The organism is Ktedonosporobacter rubrisoli (assembly GCF_004208415.1).
Taxonomy (GTDB): domain Bacteria; phylum Chloroflexota; class Ktedonobacteria; order Ktedonobacterales; family Ktedonobacteraceae; genus Ktedonosporobacter; species Ktedonosporobacter rubrisoli.
In genome coordinates this window covers 8,929,161-8,947,216 of record NZ_CP035758.1, presented here as the reverse complement: position 1 = coordinate 8,947,216, position 18,056 = coordinate 8,929,161, and the positions used below count along the sequence as shown (strand labels likewise).

Below are 18,056 nucleotides of genomic sequence, written 5' to 3'. Positions count from 1 at the left end.
TACTCTACAATATGTGTAGTTTAAGTGGTTTTGAAATCTACAAGGAGACTCCTTATGCCGAACCGCAATATTATTGCGACAATAGTAGCGGCAGCTGTGGTGGTTATCGCCCTGGTAATCGGGGCCAATGCCCACTTTTTTAAGGGACAGGCCAATACCATAGCCACGGTACCGCTGGGTAGCGACTCCGCCGATAATCCGATTGTGCGCGAAAACACGCAGATCGGCACCAGCGATTGGAAAATTCCTGCTGGCCAGGATGCCACTACGGAGATACAGGCCTACGTTAGCGCCCGTTCAGTTGCCCCTGGACAAAATATCACTTTCTATGTGAGCACGCAGCAAGCAGGCACACGATATACGCTCTTTGTCTATCGCCTGGGCTGGTATATGGGCAAAGGCGCCCGTCAGATGATGGCGGCACACGGCGTGGGTGAGGCTCAGGGCTATTTCGACGAAGCCAATTCTAAGCTCGTTGACTGTACTACTTGTTATGTGGACCACAATACCGGTCTTGTCGAGGCGCGCTGGAAACCTTCCTATTCGCTGACGATTCCCAATGACTGGACAAGCGGAGTCTATCTGGTCAAGCTCGTAGATGCCAATAATAAGCAGACGTATACCTCTTTCGATGTTCTTGGCAATACTAATTCTACCTACGTTGTCGTTACAGCCGATACAACCTATGCAGCTTACAATGACTGGGGCGGCTATAGCTTGTATGACTACAATAGTCCCCATGGCCGCGCCTCACACGTGTCATTTCTGCGCCCCAGCACGCAGCAGGATGGCTCGGATCAGGTGCTAGTCTTTGAGGCCGATGCTATTCACTGGCTGGAGCAACAAGGCTACAATCTCTCTTATATCAGCAGCGTCGACCTGCACACGCATCCAGAAGCGCTACTTAAACATAAGGCCTACATCTCGCTGGGCCACGATGAATATTGGACCAAAGAGATGCGCGATGGCGTTGATAGTGCTAGAGATCATGGTGTAGGGCTGGCCTTCCTTGAAGCCGATGCCTCCTACTGGCAAATGCGCTTTGAGCCCTCAACAAGCGGCCAGCCAGACGAAACACTTGTGTGCTATAAGGTGCAGAGCGATAATCACGACCTGGCGCGCGACCCGCTGTACGGAAAAGATAATTCGCGCGTTACAGGAATGTGGCGCGATCCTGTGGTCAATCGGCCTGAGAATGAGCTGATCGGGATTATGTTCTCGGATATCACGCATAAGCAGAAAGGGTATCCCTGGATCGTTGATCCTGGCGCCAAATCTTCGTTTATGAGTGGCACTAATCTCACGCCCGGCGAGAGCTATGGCTGTGGTCTGGTTGGCTACGAATGGGACAAGATCTTTAATAATGGGAGCACACCCAAGAATCTACAGGTTCTGGCCACCTCCCCCACTATCAATGACGACGGGCAGAAAGATAGCAGCAACACGACTATCTACTTTGCGCCCTCGGGTGCGATGGTCTTTGCCTCCGGCTCCGTCTACTGGGCCGCCGGCCTCGACACCTATCGCTACGAGACAGATTCCCACTGTCCAGGGCAAGCCAGCACGATTTCAGGGATGCAAAAGTTATTGAGCAATGTCATGGATGGCCTGATCGTCCACCATTAACAGGTGGTGGGCAAAGCTTACCGGGAAGCTCACTTTGTCACGAGGGTCCGAATAGCAAAAGCGTTGAAGGGCTGCAATAAAGCTGCTCTTCAACGCCGGAGCTTATCAAGTATAGCTATAACAAAACTTTGGACTTAACAGGAAGGGTATAGCGGATCAAGACCTGTAGCGCTGCAAGGACTTATAGATATATACTCCCATACTGTTCGCTGGCGTGCCTCGATAATCAGTGACAAGCTGCGGATATCCGCATACATTACCATTGACCACCCAGGCCCAGGCAACCCAACCCATCTGATGGCTATCAAGATAGGGCAGCAACTGGCTCATATAATCCTCTTTACAATCATATTGGCCATTCTCGGCTGAAATGATCGGATAGCGTGAGCTAAGGTTGCCAAAGGCCCAATCCCAATATTTAGCTGACTTATTAGCATAAGCATAGGGATGCGTATCATAGACGATATTCGTCCCGGAAATGGGATAGTTAGGTAGCTGGCTCAAATCAAAGCCCCAGTTTGAACCTCCCACAATCACCAGATTAGAGGCGCCGGACTTGCGTACCGTATCGACGAGAGTTTGCATGCCCACCGCCTGATAGCTCAGCTGTTTTGAGCAATGGCAATCGTTAGAATAGCCTGTCCCGCTTACCTGGCAGCCCTTTTGCCAGCAGGGCCAGTTTGGCGGCACTGGCTCATTGTAAAGCTCAAAGAAGACGTTAGAGTAACCCCTATACTGCGTAGCAATCTGTTGCCAGAAGGTGACGCTATCGCCGTCAGGCATTGGCCATTGACCACCACCGTTGGTCGATTGGCGGCCCGCTCCCACCCAATGCAGATCCAGCATTACATTCATATGGAGAGCCGTTATGGTATCTACCGTGCCCTTTACCAGGGCTTGATATTGGGCGGCAGTACATGTGGAGCCCTGGCCAGAGAGCCAGAATACTTCCGAAAGCGGCAGGCGAATCGTGTTAGCGCCCCAATATGTGCTACCATTGGTACTATTGCCAGGCCCCATATAAGCTAATGTTTGCTTATCCAGCGGCCCCTCTCCCCGGCAGTTATACTCAAGGCCATCCCTCGCCATGCCATGAATAATATACTGCCGTCCATCTTTGCCCAGAATCTTATTGCCCTGAACTGTATAGGGCCCATTGGCGGTTGCATTATAGGGCAGGCTACCAGCAGCTTGCGCCACTGTCCTATTCAGGACTATCAGCCCTATGCCTAGCAGGCTAACAAGGGCAAAAGTTGCACACAAGATGCTCCAAGTAGATATCTTCAAACGCGTTTTCCGCATAAAATTTGTATCCTTACTCAAAAAATACTTAGGACTGTATCGATCTGACATTTATCCTTTTCCAAGTGAGTTATGAGATGGCTCACTTCTTCGACATTTCTACAGCTTTCTATATGATTGAGAAAGCGGCTACTAGCTAGTTTTCTACTGGATAAGCCCATCTATTTCTCACACCTCATTAAACTCTCTTGTATGACAAAAGGAGAAATATCGATCTCTCTTTTCCAGCCTTCAAAATAAGTAACGAGTGCCGGCTGCATTTTTGCATAGAATTAAACCCATTGGGCTAAATGTACTTAGATTCTTATCTTCATAGATGAGCGCTGGCTCGCCGGTTAGTGGGAGAGCAGGCGGGCAGAAGAGCAACCTGGCTATCCTGCCCCCGTATATCAATCAAGTCACCATTTTGGGCGGGTTGGCAGAAATCAATAGGCATAAAGTATGCCTGCAGTACCATATCTTGTGAGGATTTACGTCATGGCGTATAGTGGAAGCAGAAAGAACGACTTATATACCCATTTACGCACTATTCCTTGCTTATAAGCTCATCCTTAAATAGTAAAAGAGCAATCAAGAGCAACAGGCTCTCCCAAATATCCTAGCGGCTAAGTATACATGTGGTAATTTCGGTATACTATAGTCGGGGATTGAAGTACTTCTAAAGGGTTTTCTTCGTATGGGGATACAGCTATCAAAAAAGAGCAGAAGAGCGGCCTTCGTTCTTCTCTATATTTGTCTTCTTGTATGTTTTTCGGCTTGCCAGGATATCCCGGTGGGTATAAATAACACGTCCAAGCCTACTGTACCGCCGGGACAAACATCTCCCGAGGTGCCGGGACAAACGCAGACGGCAACTGCCGATCCCACACCAACCGCGATTACGCTGCAGGTTCCTGGCCATCATGCCACACCTACACCGACACCCAAACCCACAGTACAGCCTACCGCGCCGCCAGTTCCCGGCAGTAGTATCGCCAGTCATCCTGTGCTGGCCTTTTACTACTCCTGGTACAATTCTTCTACTTGGTCTGCATCGACAATGCCAGATCTACCTACTGTTAAATATAATTCTAGCGATGACGCAACCATCGATCGGCAGCTCTCCTGGGCATCGAGCGCAGGTATTACGGGCTTTATCAACTCATGGTGGGGACCTGGAGATCAGACCGATAAAAACTTTGCTAAGGTACTGGCCCATTCGGCAAGCCTGGAAAGCAGAACCGGTTATGACTTTACCTCTTCGATCTACCTTGAATGCGATGCACCAGCTTTCGGCAGCATAGATAATTTTGTAAGCGCCCTGCGCTATATTAAAAATACCTACAGCAATGATCCTCATTTCTTCCACTGGCAGGGCAAGCCGGTCATCTTCTTCTGGAAAGCCCTGGACCAGGGCCGCACACTCTCAGATTGGGCCTCGATTCGCGATCAAGTCGATCCCGATAATCAAATGATCTGGTCGGTTGAGGGCGTCGACATTTCTATGCTTAGCGTCTTTGATGGCATTCATCTCTTTAGTGGTGGCTACTGGGGATTGCAGAGCAATAGTATGGCTGCGGTAGACGAGGGCTTTCGCGCCAAAGTTGATGCCTATAACAGTGCTCATGGCACACACAAGATCTGGGCAGCAGGCGTTATACCTGGCTACAATGATACTCATGTTCCGGGCCGCACAGGTGCTTATATAGTGCCGCGCGATAATGGCGCCACCTACGCCGAAAGCTGGAATGGAGCGATAGCCAGCCATCCTGATTGGGTAACTATCACCAGCTTTAATGAGTGGTTTGAAGGCGCAATGATCGAGCCCAGCGTCACGTATGGCACCCAATACATCAATCTTACTCGGCAATTCAGCGGCCAGTGGCGCAATAGCTAAACAATCCATTTTCCTGATCTGCTTGCGAAACGGCACAGTAAAGTCGAAAGACTCACTACGCTAAGCCTACCCGGCCAGAGAGCTGAGCACTTCCAAACAGGTTGTGAGCAGTTCTTTGGCTCAATTCAAAGCTTCACATTTTTTCCTTACCTCAACCATATCTGCAAACCTCAAACAAAGCTAGCTGTCTCAGCTCAACCATATTGAACAGCAATTCTTCCCAGGGCTTGCCTTGACTTGTTGATCTTTATCTTGTATACTCCATTAAGTCAAGACTGACTTAATGAATAAAAGCCTTAAGATAAGTCTCTACTACTTTCACTCGCTGTACCTTGCAGCCAAGTTAACGCGCCCATTTAGCCTATTTCATTGAGGACAATTTCATTTTTTCTTACAATTTAAGTCAACCTTGACTTAATTAGGTGGTAGCAATAATTTTTTTACAGATTAAGTCAAATTTGACCTGACAGAGCGGCCCTGATAAGCAGCAAATGCAGCGGAGAGCCGGATGCCTCCAGCATTTTTTAGCGGTTAGGTCACCGCAAAGCCAATATTAAACAACGCTAAAAGGCCAAAGCAATTTTTAGGAGGTTACAACGATGCCTTTACTACCACTAGCAATCGTGGCAATGACTACTGCGCTGGTTCTCTACAGCATCGGCGTGTGGAGCGAGCGCCTGGTTAAGCATTTAAAGCCCTGGCACCTCTTCTTCTTTTGGGGAGGATTAGTATTCGACGGAGCCGGAACCGAGATGATGCATTTAATTGCCGGCGGAAAATTCGTCATGAGCCTGCACAGCATGACGGGAGCTGTGGCCTTACTGCTTATGGCCATACACACTTTGTGGGCCAGCATAGTTGTATGGCGCAAAAGGCCCAATGAATTGCAGAGCTTCCATCGCTTGAGCCTGATTGTCTGGACCCTCTGGCTCATCCCCTATGGTACTGGCGCAGTTCTTAACAGCGGGCTGCTCGGCTAAAATCCCTTCTTCTACTCCAAGCTAAAGGGATGCGCCTTGCGGATTTGCATCCCTTTTTCTGGGCCCCTCTTTCTGGACCGGAAAGCTAGAATAGGTTTTCAAACATCTTGACGTCTCAGCCACAAAGATGTTACCATAACAGACGTAAAACTTTTTGCAACACGAAAGAGATCAATCTGATGACAGAAGGACAAACGCTTACAATACAACCTGCCGCATGAGCGACCACGCCAGGCTCATGCGGCAGGAAATGGTCTTATACTGATGCGTCTACTCGCAGCGCATAGCTGAGTAGCATTGTCGATTCTTTTCCCGCATCTTTTTCGCCCTTTCCTCCCTCACTCAGGAACCACCAGGGTATGTATTGGCGTGTGTCGCCGGGCAGCACACCTCTCGACTGCCAGCCGTTCTACGCGACACCGCAAGAACCCAGTCTACCCTTTCTTTCATACATGAGAGTGTGCAGAGCCCTTCATTCTGTGTCCGCGACCCTTTATGCGCACGCGTCGCAACTGACACATCCACTTCTTTGCCAGTCAAATTTTGATTATGCACACAAAGGATTGATAAAAATATGTTACAGGTTAACCACATTTCACTTTCCTATGGGGCTCGCCTCGTACTTGACGATATATCATTTACCGTAGCCCCCGGCGAAAAGGCTGGCTTAATCGGCGTAAACGGGGCAGGCAAAAGCACCTTAATGAAGATTATTGCCGGCGTGCAAGAGACCGATCAGGGTACTGTCTCCCTCCCACGCAGCCATGGCTATCTGTCCCAGGATATAGCCCACGAGGCGCCAGTAGAGGAAGGCGGTAGCGTACGCAACTTCATCTTCAGCAGTACCGGCCTCGATCAGGCTATCAGTAAATATGAGGACCTGAGCGCGCGCATGGCCGAATCGGCAAACGGCGACCTCTCTACGCTGTTGCAGCGCTTCTCGCAGGCGCAGGATGAGCTTGAGCGCCTTGGCTACTATGAGGCCGATGCGAGGAGCGAGCAACTTATTGCTGGCCTGAACCTGGGCGGCATCACCCTTGATCGCCAGGTCAGTACGCTTAGCGGGGGCCAGAAAACGAAACTTGCCCTTGTGCGCTTGCTCTTCCAGGCTCCCGATCTTCTCTTGCTCGACGAGCCTACAAACTTTCTGGATATCGAGGCTACAGAATGGTTAATGGACTTTCTGCAAGGCTATCCAGGGGCGCTCCTGCTCATCTCGCATGATCTGGACCTGCTTGATAGCAGCATCAGTAAGATTTTGCGCATTAACGAGTTTACCCATCAGCTTGAGGAATACCGGGGTAACTATTCAAATTACCTGACGATTACTGGAAATACGCTGGCCTTCATCGAGCGTACCAAACGCCAGCACGAACGCGAGATTAGCAGGCTGCGCAAGACTTCGGATAAGCTGCGCGGCTTCGGAGCCAGTCGCGTCAGTCAGCGCATCTCCATCGATAAGCGTATCGCCCAGCTAGAAGCCAGCAAGCCGCAATTGCCCCAGGAAAGCCGGCGCATCAAGATCGATTTTCCGCTGCGTCAGCCAAGCGGGCGCCTCGTTTTGCATGCAGATAAGTTGAGTAAGAGCTACGGCTCTAAAGAGATTTTTCGCAATCTCTCTTTCCAGGTTGAACGCGGACAGCGCCTGGTAATCGTCGGGCTTAACGGGGCCGGCAAGACGACCCTCCTGCGCACGTTGCTCGGGCTTACGCCACTCAACGGCGGGACCGTCACCTTCGACGAGCGCGTCCACCTGGGATATTATGCGCAGGAAAATGAAGGGCTGGACTACGACAATATTGTCTTAGAGGAGGCAAGCGCTGTGCTCCCCTCCGACGCAAAGCGCGTGCGGGGCATTCTGGGCCGCTTTCTCTTCAATGGAGAGCGCGTGCGTCAGCGCGTGGCTACGCTAAGTGGAGGTGAGAAGACGCGGCTGGCCCTGGCTAAGATGGTCCTTGATGGTCCCAACCTGCTTGTACTCGACGAGCCAACCACGCACCTTGACGTGATCTCGCGCAATCTCATCGGCGACGCTCTGGGCAGCTATCACGGCACCATTATCGCCGTTACTCACGATCTTGAATTCGTGCAACACCTGAAGCCGGATATGCTCTTGCTCATGCCGGAAGGGCGCACGCTTCTCTATGATCCAAAGTACAACAAACTGCTCACAAGGGCATAAATATGTACAAGATCATATGGTAGCTGTGCTTAGGGCAGTTCTGTAGCGCCAATGGCTAGAACATAGGCCCGAAATCGAGAACAATTGCCAGGGGAATCAGGGCCTATCCATCCTTGACAGCGCAGAATCGGTGCTGTGTAGTTCTAATTGTAGAAGTTAGTGCTATACAGTACTAGTTCTGCACGGGACAGGAAAGCAGAATAGGCAAAATTGCCACTTGACATTTAAGCCTATCTCAGATATCTTGTAAGTATTACAGACGTGATGATTTTAAGAGGAGACATGCAGCGGTGACAATAAACTTCCAGTAACCCATTCCTAGCGGAACACATCTGATACACGAAAACGCATATAAAGTCGTAGTGTATTATGTATTGCGCTAAATGCAGGGCGAGGAAGGTTTTTCACTGTTAGAAGAAACTCACATACCGTCTGAATTGATCTGCCGAATCATTCAAACACTATGCAGGCAGCATATCCTCCCACCCTGACCAGTACAGCCGCACTCCAGCAGATGTTTTCCTCATCACCTTAATTACACAGGCCCTCCGCATTATAAGATAGTTCAGGGAGAATATATGGCAGAATTCGAAAATAAATTAAAAAACGCCGGCCTCAATGCAGACGAAGAAAAGCCTTTAAGTGGTCTGCTATCCCAGGCGCCCGAGCGTGCAATTCTGATCAGTGTAGATATGCCAGGTGCAGACTGGGCAGTAGAGGAATCGCTGGATGAGCTGACCCAGCTCGCGACAACCGCAGGAGTTACCTGCGTGGATCGCGTCGTACAGAAGCTGGCGCGCCCACATCCTGGCACTCTGCTGGGCTCAGGAAAAGTTGAGGAGATCGCTGAACTGGTGAGCTTCCACAACTGCGATGCCGTCATCTTTGATCTTGAGCTGACCCCTGGTCAGCATCGCAATCTGGAAAAGGCTCTTGAAACGCACGTCCTGGATAGGACGGCGCTGATCTTGATCATCTTCGGTCAGCGCGCGCGCACGCGCGAAGGTCGCTTGCAAGTTGAGCTAGCCCAGGTCGAATATGATCTACCGCGCCTGACACGCCAGTGGTCGCACTTATCGCGTCAGCGCGGTGGTGGCAGCAATCAGCGTGGCGAAGGTGAGAAACAGATTGAGGTGGACCGCCGCCTCTTACGCCGCGAAAAAGATCGCCTGCTCGAAGAGCTAGAGATTGTGCGCAATCAGCGCCAGCTTCACAGGGAACGGCGCAAATATACGGGCGCGCCAGTCGTCTCGCTCGTTGGCTATACAAATGCCGGCAAGTCCACGCTGCTCAATCGACTCGCTGGAGCGCAGGCCCTGGCCGCCGATAAGCTCTTCGCCACGCTCGATCCGACAACGCGGCGCGTTCGCTTTAGTGGCGGACAGGAGATCTTACTCACCGATACAGTTGGTTTTGTCCAACGCTTGCCCACGGTCCTGGTGGCCGCCTTCCGCGCCACGCTGGAAGAGGTGGCCGAAGCCGATCTGCTCGTCCACGTTGTGGATGCGTCTCACCCGCACGTTCAGCACCAGATCCAGGCTGTAGAAAACGTGCTGGAAGAAATTGGGGCCGGCGGAATGCCGATGGTTGTGGCCCTCAACAAGGCCGATCTTTTACCAGCTGATACCATCCTGCAGCTGGGTGGGATCGCCCAGACCTTGCCTCAGGCTCGCGTCTCCGCGCTGACGGGCGATGGCATCGATAATTTGTTGAGCTGCATCAGTGAATCATTGATCAAAAAGTTTGTGCCCCTTGATGTTCTGATTCCCTATAGCCGGGGCGAGCTGGTGGCGCAATTCCATCAATTCGGCACCATTGAGCTCGAAGAGTACGAGGAAAACGGAACCCATTTGCGTGGCTATATGCCGGCAAACCATAGCGGACCTTTCATGGCCCTGCAAATCCCGGCCTTGCCTCGTAAGGTACGTATGCGAGCCTGAGCTCTGCCAAACGGAGCGGCTCAACTCGCCAAAAAAGCAGAAGGGTCATATCACAAAATATGGCCCTTCTATTCCTCTGCCAACCAGAGCTCTGCAATCTCTCGACACACGAAGCGAAGGCAAACGAGAACACAATAGCGCTGGCTGGCAGAGAATCTCTTCCTCAAGATGGGAAAAGCTGCTGTGCTCTTTATCCCTGAGCTTTGCAGTTAATTTATTTGCTAAATCAATCGCCTGACCCTATGGATAGAGCATCACAAGGCAGTCGGTATAATATGCCCGAACAGGGTTTTTCCGAACAGTATAGCATATGTTCTGGAAACCCTTCTGGGAAAGTTTTTCCCTCTTCCACAGAGAAACTTCTGGAGCAGGACTGGACCGCTGAGGAGAACGATAGTAGGCAGGGAAAATAAAAAATCCGCAAGAGAAGTGGCAGCGCCAAATGAGGCAAGAAATCCTTTTCATAAATAAAGCTAGCCAAGACCATCTTTAGCATTGCCTGCTGTCATACGCTTGCTTAAAAGCCGCATCTTTGCTCCCTATACAAGGAAATGGAGAATGTAAACATTTTCTTATTGACCTTGACAAGCATATAAACAGCGCATTATACTGCCTCTAAGAGGTCTATTTTTTAGCGCGTGGCATGAAAAGCTTTTCAAAGTCTGCCTGTTACAACAACGAGCTGGCCGCGTTCATATTGAATAGAAATATGATTTTACTACGTTTCTTGAAGGAGAAAAGTATGCATAGCTCTTCTAAGGTGCAGAGGTAAAGGTAGCTAATGGCAAACATTCAGGACGTGGCTAAGCATGCTGGCGTCTCCATTGCTACGGTATCGCGCGTACTCAATGGTACAGCGCGTGTTAATGCCGAGGTATCGGCACGAGTTCATGCGGCCATCGAGGAATTACAATATCAGCCCAGCCGGGCCGCCCGTGCTCTGAGGGCCAATCGTTCCACAATTATTGGCTTGCTTATCTCTGATATCCAGAATCCATTCTTTACCACCCTTATTCGCGGCGTTGAAGATGTGGCTCAGCGCAACGGCTACAGCTTGATCCTCTGCAATTCAGATGAAGATCCGCAGAAAGAGCAGCACTATATCGAGGTGCTGAGTGCCGAGCGGGTCGCTGGGGTCATCATTGTGCCTATTCGCGAGAATCAACGCACGCTGCGGCTCTTTCGCGAGCGCGAGATCCCGGTTGTCTCAGTAGATCGACGTATCAAAGATAGTGCAACCGATGCTATCCTGGTTGATAACAAGCGGGGAGCGCATGAGGCTATAACACATCTCATTACCAACGGATACCGGCGCATTGCCATCATTACCGGTCCAATGACGACAACGACGGGGCGCGAAAGGCTTGAGGGATATCGGCAGGCCCTCCAGGATGCTGGCATTGCCTACGATCCGGCCCTGGAGCTCTGCGGCACCTTCAAAGATGATAGCGGTCGTCAGCTTGCTATCGAATTGCTCGGCCTACAGTCTCCGATTGATGCGCTCTTTGTCTGCAATAATCTCATGATGATGGGAGTACTCGACGCCCTGACGGCGCGGCACTTACGCATTCCTGACGATATAGCCATTGTAGGCTTTGATGAGATGCCCTGGGCGGCCCTAAGCACTATCTCGCTTACGACGGTAACACAACCTGTCTATGAGCTGGGCAGCACAGCCGCCATGCGCTTATTCCAGCGCATGCAGCATCCAGGCACCTTCACCCGTCAAGAGATCGTGCTGGCCCCAACGCTACAGATCCGCAGCTCATCGCGTCCACGTATGCATCCAGCATCTACTACAGTCAATCTAACCTCGCGCTAGGAGTTGTGCCAGGCCTGGTCCGCGGATGCATGTCAGCAGCGCAGCGGGTCCAGATGCAATCTCGGCACCTGTATTTCAACTAAGCAAACCAGCCATTTCTGAGGAGGAAACTTTAAGATGGACCTGGTATTAGGTATCGATGCCGGCACCGCGGGTATCAGGGCCGGGCTCTTCGACTTGAGTGGTCAAGCGCTTGGCTTTTACGATCAAAACTATCCAACCTCTTATCCGCGGCCTGGCTGGGCCGAACAACGCCCCCAGGAGTGGTGGGAAGCCCTGGTTGCCGCCATCAAGGGCTGTATGCAAGCCAGTGGCGCCGATAGCAGTCGCATCATTGGCCTGGCCATCGATGCGCCCTGCAACATTCTGCTCACCGATAGCGAGGGAACGCCCCTGACCAACAGCCTTATTTGGATGGATCTGCGCGGAGCGGCTCAGGCCAGGACCCTGACCGAGACCCATGATCCCGTCTTGCGCTACTGTGGAGGCGATGTCCCTGCCGAATGGCCGGTTCCCAAGGCTCTCTGGCTTAAACAAAACGAGCCGCTGCTCTGGGAGCGTGCCACCTATCTTGTGGAGCAGATGGGCTGGCTAACCTGGCGCCTTACTGGCGCGTGGGCGGTTCCTCTCAATAGCGCGGCCGCCAAGTGGCACTATCGCGCAACGGCCGATAGTCAGAACCCGGCAGGCTGGCCCGAGCATATGTTGCGTAGCGTAGGACTTGCCGATTTGCCTGAGCGCGTTCCTGGCCAGGTTCTACCTATGGGAGCCAAGGCCGGCGAGCTAACGGCCACAGCAGCCAAGGAGCTCGGCTTACCGCCCGGCATCGCTGTCTCGATGAGCGGGATCGATGCGCACGCGGGTATGATCGGCATTAATGTGCTGGCTCCCGGTTCGCTTGCCTTGATTACCGGTACTTCCACCTGTCAGCTTGCTCAATCCGCCCAGCCCGTCATTGATCACGGCCTATGGGGACCCTTTGAGGATGCCGTTGTGCCGGGCGAGTGGACGCTTGAGGCAGGCCAGGCCAGCACTGGCGGCACTGTACGCTGGCTGCTCGATACGCTGGGAGGCGCCTTGCCAGCCGGTTCTGAGCGCTACGCCAAAGCTGATGCACAGGCAGCAGCCGTCAAGCCCGGAGCCGAGGGCCTGACCGTCCTGGATTTCTGGCAGGGCAGCCGCACGCCGATCAAAGATCCCACAGCGCGCGGAACTATCTGGGGGCTCACGCCGGCTCACGGACCCGGCCATCTTTTACGCGCGGTCTATGAAGGCACGGCTTATGGCAATCGACATATCCTTGAAAAGCTCAAGGAGCTGGGCGTAGAGACGCAGCAGATCGTAGCCTGTGGGGGTGGCACACGTAGCGCTCTCTGGCTACAGATCCTTGCCGACGTGGCAGGCGTCCCCATTACGCTAACCCAGGTAGGTGATGCCGTCTCGCTGGGTAGCGCGATCTGTGCCGCCGTGGGGGCCGGCGCCTTCAGTGATCTGCGCGCCGCCGGGCAGGCTATGGTCCACCCGGGAACAAGCATCGAGCCCAATGCCTCCGTACAGGAGATTTATGCTGAGGGCTATCAGCGCTACACAGAAACGTATGCTGCACTTGCCCCGCTCTTCCAGCGCTATCGCTAATATCTCAAGCAAACGATAAAGGCCAGCCGCGAAGACTGACCTTTATCGACTCCCTATATAGCAACGTCCCTTAGCGCTTTCCAGAGAAAGGCCGCAGGATCGCTGCCGTATCGCTAAAACTGCACAGCAAATACTGTTATCAGCGTTTGCTCACGTACGCAAATTGCGCACAGATTTGCGGATAATCAGTTTGGTGGGAATAGTCCACTTAATGGGCAAGAGCGGATCTTGCTCCTCGCTCTCTACCAGGCTTAAGAGGCGCTCAAAGGCTACCTGGCCCATGGTCTCCCCCGGCGTCTGCACGGTAGTGAGCGGAGGATTGAGCACGCGGGCCAGCTCGATATCATCAAAGCCAACTATCGAAATATCATCAGGAATGAGCAGGCCGCGATCCTGAGCCGCCCTATACGCCCCTATCGCCGTCTTATCGCTTACAGCAAATACGGCGGTAGGTGGATTGGGCAGATCCAGCAACATCTGCATCTCTCCATAGCCCTTTTCTTCGCCCCGCGAGATTCGCGGCGGCACAAGCGCCAGATCCATATCCAAGCCAGCGCGCTGAATTGCCAGCATATAGCCGGCCAGCCGCTCGCCCAGCGTCCAGTACTTTGAGGGCCCCCTGATAAAGCCGATCCGCTCATGGCCCATATCCAGCAAATACTGGGTCATGCTATAGGCTCCGGCAAAATTATCAGGCACGACCGAAGGCAGCTCTATTCCCGGCACAAAGTGATCAAGCATCACAACTGGCAAGCGACTTTCAATAGCCGCCTGTACCCAGTCGCGACTGAGATCGCCCCCGCCCAGAATGATCAGACCAGCAGTCACCTCCGGCACCCAGTGATCGGTCTCCGGATGGTCGTCAGGACTCACAAACTCCAGCGCGATGCGATAACCCATGCGCCGCGCTGCAGCTTCCAGCCCCTGCAAAACCTTCTTGTTGAACGGATCGGAGGTAGGCGCAACCGGTAACCGCTCAATCAGAATGCTGACGGTCTGGGCCGCCTTGCTCGTCCGCCGCCCAAAACGCTCATAGCCCAGTGAACGCGCAACATCGAGAATACGCTGTCTGGTACCTGGCGCAATACCTTTTCCCTCGTTGAGAGCCAGGGATACCGTACCGATGGAAACCCCGGCGCTCTCGGCAATATCGCGCAAAGTTACCGCGTGTTCCGTGCTCATTCCCAACCTCTACATTTCATAGCATCGCTTGGATTCAACAATGTTCCCCCCAGATATACTTAATTCTCGTTCAATATCGCTACACAATTGTATCATGTCTACCTTCTAGATATCTCTATCGCCCCTCCATAATCACCCATTTCTATCTCTTAATGCCCGCCGAGGCAATACTTTCGGTCAAGGCACGCTGCGTAAAGATAAAGAAGATCAGCACCGGCACCAGGATCATAGAGATCGCGGCAAACAGGACCGCCGGCGAACCATTCCCATAGGTACCCTGCAGAGCAACAAGCCCTACTGGCAGCGTCATCTTCTCGGGCGAGGTCAAAAAGAGATTGGGCCAGAAGAAATCATTCCAGGCCGCCTGGAAGATCACAATGGCCAGGGCCGCTAGAGCCGGCCAGGACAGCGGCACATAAATCTGAAACAGGATGCGCACATGCCCGGCCCCATCGATTTTAGCCGCGTCATCAAGTTCACGTGGAATGGAGAGGAAGAACTGGCGCAGCATGAAAATTCCCAGCACATTAATCAGCGCCGGCAGATACACAGCCTCATGCGTATCAAGCAAGCCCAGCGTACGCACTAGAATAAATGTTGGAATGACCGTCACCTGCTGCGGCACCATCATGGCTGCCAGCAGGAGCACAAAGAGCACATTGCGCCCCGGAAAGTTCAGGCGCGCAAAGGCGTAAGCCGCCAGCAGGCTTACAATTATTGCGCCGACAGTAATGATCGCAGAGATCTTCAAACTATTGAGGACCAGGCTCCCAAAGGGGATGAGCTGAAATACCTGACCAAAGTTGCTAAAGTCTAGCCTGCTTGGAAACCAGGTCGGAGGCAAAGAATACGCCTGGTTGGCCGGCAACACTGAAGTCACCAGCACCCAATAGAAAGGCGCAAAGATCAATAAAGCCAGCGCGATCAGGACAAGATTCAAGACCCAGCCGCTCAGCCGCTTCAAACCAAAGGAACTTGCTTTCCTTGAACGTTTGGGTAACGCCGCCAGAGCCATAATTATCTACTCTCCATTCAAAAACAACTCAGTACTTCCTACGTCAAGGCAACGTTCAATGCTCAATCATATGTGACCCAGTAGCGGCTCAAGCGCATCTGAATAAGCGTCACCGCCATAATCACCAGGAACATCACCAGCGATATGGCCGAGGCATAGCCCATCTGGAAGGAACGGAAGCCGGTCTGATAGATATCAAAGACCAGGCTACTTGTAGCATTTCCGGGACCGCCCTGCGTCATAATCAGCATCGGGTCAAAGATCTGGAAGGCGCCAATAAAGGTCATGACGCTGGCAAAAAAGAGGGTTGGCGAGAGCATGGGAATCGTCACATTCCAGAAGCGGTGCCAGATGCCGGCCCCATCTATTCTGGCTGCCTCATGCAGATATGGCGGAACTCCCTGCAAACCGGCCAGGAGAATAATAAAGGTAAAGCCCAACGTGCGCCACAGGTCTACGGCAATGAGGGCAGGCATCGCCCATTGTGGGGATAATAGCCAGTTGGGCGCGCTGATATGCAGCAGCCCCAGATAGTAGTTGACAAAGCCAAATGTGGGGTCAAGGGCAAACTTCCACATCAACGCTGCTGACGCCCAGGACATCAGCAGCGGAAAGAAATAAGCTGTACGCAGGAAATATTTTAGCACTGCTGGCATCGCCCGATTTACGGCCAGGGCCAGCAGTAAGCCAAATCCCAGGTGCAGGATCAATGACCAGAAAGTAAAGACAAAGGTATTTACAATGGATTGGCCCACAGCCGGATCAGAGAAAAGCTTTACAAAATTCCCTAAGCCATTAAATTGGGCTGGAGTCAGAATATCCCATTGGAACAAGCTAAGCACAATCGCGCCAAGCAAAGGACCAGCAATAAAAATAAGAAAGAGCAAGAACGCCGGGCTGATGAAGAGATAGGCAGTTATTGCCTCACGCCTTTCCATAGCCGTCATAGTTTTGCGCCAGGTAGCCATACGCCTTGGCGCGGCCTCTACCTCTTGCGCCTGCAACTGAGCGCCAGGTTTAATACGAGTACTCATATCAGCCTCAACTTCCCTAGAGGTTGGCTTTGATCGTCTGATCAAGCTGGGCAAGCGCCTGCTCTGCGGGAGTATTCCCGGCCAGGATCTGCTTCCAGGTATCCTCAATGGCTTTTTGAATCACGCTCCCTTTATCAGGGGATGGAATAGGAGTTGCATAATCAAGGGCTTCATAGAGCTTCTCGCTACCTTTGGGGGCATTGGCAAGGAAGGCATCGCTGGTAGCGACAGACTTGCGCGGAGGAACTATCGTGCCACCCTGCTGGGCAAAATATTCGCTGGCCTTCTTAGTGGTGATGAATTTGACAAAGGCCCAGGCCGCCTCTTTATTCTGCGAAGCTTTCATAATGGGATAGGCGTTCCAGCCAATCGGGGAGCCCTTCTGGGTCTTTTGGGGCCAGGGAACAATCTTGACTTTATCGACGAGGTTGAACTTGCGAACGTTGAGAACCGGCCAGCGCCCACCACCAAACATAGCCAGCTTGCCTTGAGACATCGCGGAGATAGCATCGAATGTGCCGCCCGGCAAGGGGCTGATCTTCTTGGCAACAAGCTCGCGCATGAATTTAGCGGCTTCGATGGCCGCAGGGGAGTTGACTGTTGATTGCTTCCAGTCGGCGCTAAGCGTGCTTGCGCCATTGGTAAGCAGCCAGGGCATAATGCCAACAAAATATTCCGGGGTGACGCTCATGCCAAATACCTGCCCCGGCTTCGTAATCTTCTGGGAGGCGGCAAGAAAATCGTTCCACTTCCAATCATCGCTCGGCTCGTCTACGCCGGCCTGCTTGAACATCTCGCTGTTATACCACATGCACATGGTATTGAACTCGCCAGGTAAATAGTATGTCTTGCCGTCAGGTGAACTGTGCTCTTTATTCCACTTGACAAGGTTGGGATGGATATCGCTATAAAACTCGTCAATCTCATCCTTATCGCGGGCAATGTAGGCATCGATGGGCTCGACAAGCCCACGGCTGGCAAAGAGACGCTGCCCCTCGGTGGCAACCTGAATGATATCGTAGTTCTGCCCACCAGCGATTTGGGTGGAGACGGTATCAAAAAAGGCAGCCCAGTTAGCTGAGGGAATGGCCTTTGCCGTAAATTTCACATCGGGATAGTCTTTGCTAAATAAGGCAAACAGAGAATCCCAGGCCTTCTTGCTCGAAGCATCGCCCATGTAAACTAGCGTAAGATTGCCAGCTACTTTTGAGCCCTTGGGAGCCGGTCCCGCGCTTTGCTGAGCATCGCTGCCCCCACACGCCGCCAGCAGCGAGCCAGCTCCCAAGGTGGTCAAACCTGTGTAGCCGGTGTATTTGAGAAAATTGCGCCGTGAAATATCTTTCCCGATAATATCTTGCAAAAACGAGAGCTTGTTATCCATAAGTCCTCCTTGGCTTATCTCCACGGTACCTTCTTCAGCAGACATCTGTGATTTAAAAGCAGAGTAACATTTCTTTTTAAG

At 52.3% G+C, this 18,056-nt stretch carries 12 protein-coding genes; 7 read left to right on the top strand and 5 right to left on the bottom strand.

Features of this window, described 5'->3' with window-relative positions; all coding sequences use genetic code 11:
* The first annotated feature begins 54 nt into the window (after positions 1 to 54).
* The gene (locus EPA93_RS38745) at positions 55 to 1,626 is read left to right on the top strand and encodes a N,N-dimethylformamidase beta subunit family domain-containing protein (protein ID WP_129892656.1); all 1,572 of its coding nucleotides are present in this window, start codon (positions 55 to 57) and stop codon (positions 1,624 to 1,626) included.
* A 156-nt stretch (positions 1,627 to 1,782) separates the two neighbouring features.
* Here EPA93_RS38745 and EPA93_RS38740 read toward each other — a convergent pair whose 3' ends face one another.
* The gene (locus EPA93_RS38740; protein ID WP_165423694.1) at positions 1,783 to 2,928 is read right to left on the bottom strand and encodes a glycoside hydrolase family 5 protein; all 1,146 of its coding nucleotides are present in this window, start codon (positions 2,926 to 2,928) and stop codon (positions 1,783 to 1,785) included.
* A gap of 772 nt (positions 2,929 to 3,700) precedes the next feature.
* On the opposite strand from EPA93_RS38740, the gene EPA93_RS38735 reads away from it, so the two are divergent.
* From EPA93_RS38735 to EPA93_RS38710, 6 genes are all read left to right on the top strand, one after another.
* On the top strand, positions 3,701 to 4,804 hold the full coding sequence (locus EPA93_RS38735; RefSeq protein WP_165423693.1) for a glycoside hydrolase family 71/99 protein: 1,104 nt from the start codon (positions 3,701 to 3,703) through the stop codon (positions 4,802 to 4,804).
* A gap of 599 nt (positions 4,805 to 5,403) precedes the next feature.
* Positions 5,404 to 5,784: an HsmA family protein gene (locus EPA93_RS38730; RefSeq protein WP_129892653.1), complete on the top strand. Its 381-nt coding sequence runs from the start codon at positions 5,404 to 5,406 to the stop codon at positions 5,782 to 5,784.
* A 574-nt stretch (positions 5,785 to 6,358) separates the two neighbouring features.
* Complete coding sequence (locus EPA93_RS38725; RefSeq protein ID WP_129892652.1) at positions 6,359 to 7,966, top strand: ABC-F family ATP-binding cassette domain-containing protein; 1,608 nt, start codon at positions 6,359 to 6,361, stop codon at positions 7,964 to 7,966.
* A gap of 578 nt (positions 7,967 to 8,544) precedes the next feature.
* Positions 8,545 to 9,906, top strand: coding sequence for a GTPase HflX (gene hflX / locus EPA93_RS38720; RefSeq protein WP_129892651.1), 1,362 nt, complete (start codon positions 8,545 to 8,547; stop codon positions 9,904 to 9,906).
* A 781-nt stretch (positions 9,907 to 10,687) separates the two neighbouring features.
* Positions 10,688 to 11,728, top strand: a complete 1,041-nt coding sequence (locus tag EPA93_RS38715) for a LacI family DNA-binding transcriptional regulator (RefSeq protein WP_129892650.1) — start codon at positions 10,688 to 10,690, stop codon at positions 11,726 to 11,728.
* Between the two features lie 117 nt (positions 11,729 to 11,845).
* Positions 11,846 to 13,363 carry an FGGY-family carbohydrate kinase gene (locus tag EPA93_RS38710; RefSeq protein ID WP_129892649.1) on the top strand — a complete coding sequence of 506 codons (1,518 nt, stop codon included), beginning with the start codon at positions 11,846 to 11,848 and terminating at the stop codon, positions 13,361 to 13,363.
* A 150-nt stretch (positions 13,364 to 13,513) separates the two neighbouring features.
* On the opposite strand, the gene EPA93_RS38705 is transcribed toward EPA93_RS38710, so the two are convergent.
* The 4 genes from EPA93_RS38705 to EPA93_RS38690 form a co-directional block, all read right to left on the bottom strand.
* Complete coding sequence (locus EPA93_RS38705) at positions 13,514 to 14,545, bottom strand: LacI family DNA-binding transcriptional regulator (RefSeq protein WP_129892648.1); 1,032 nt, start codon at positions 14,543 to 14,545, stop codon at positions 13,514 to 13,516.
* A gap of 142 nt (positions 14,546 to 14,687) precedes the next feature.
* The gene (locus EPA93_RS38700) at positions 14,688 to 15,560 is read right to left on the bottom strand and encodes a carbohydrate ABC transporter permease (protein WP_129892647.1); all 873 of its coding nucleotides are present in this window, start codon (positions 15,558 to 15,560) and stop codon (positions 14,688 to 14,690) included.
* A gap of 62 nt (positions 15,561 to 15,622) precedes the next feature.
* Positions 15,623 to 16,594 (bottom strand): carbohydrate ABC transporter permease, encoded by a 972-nt coding sequence (locus tag EPA93_RS38695; protein ID WP_129892646.1) that lies wholly within the window; start codon positions 16,592 to 16,594, stop codon positions 15,623 to 15,625.
* A 16-nt stretch (positions 16,595 to 16,610) separates the two neighbouring features.
* On the bottom strand, positions 16,611 to 17,975 hold the full coding sequence (locus tag EPA93_RS38690; RefSeq protein WP_165423692.1) for an ABC transporter substrate-binding protein: 1,365 nt from the start codon (positions 17,973 to 17,975) through the stop codon (positions 16,611 to 16,613).
* Positions 17,976 to 18,056 lie beyond the last annotated feature (81 nt).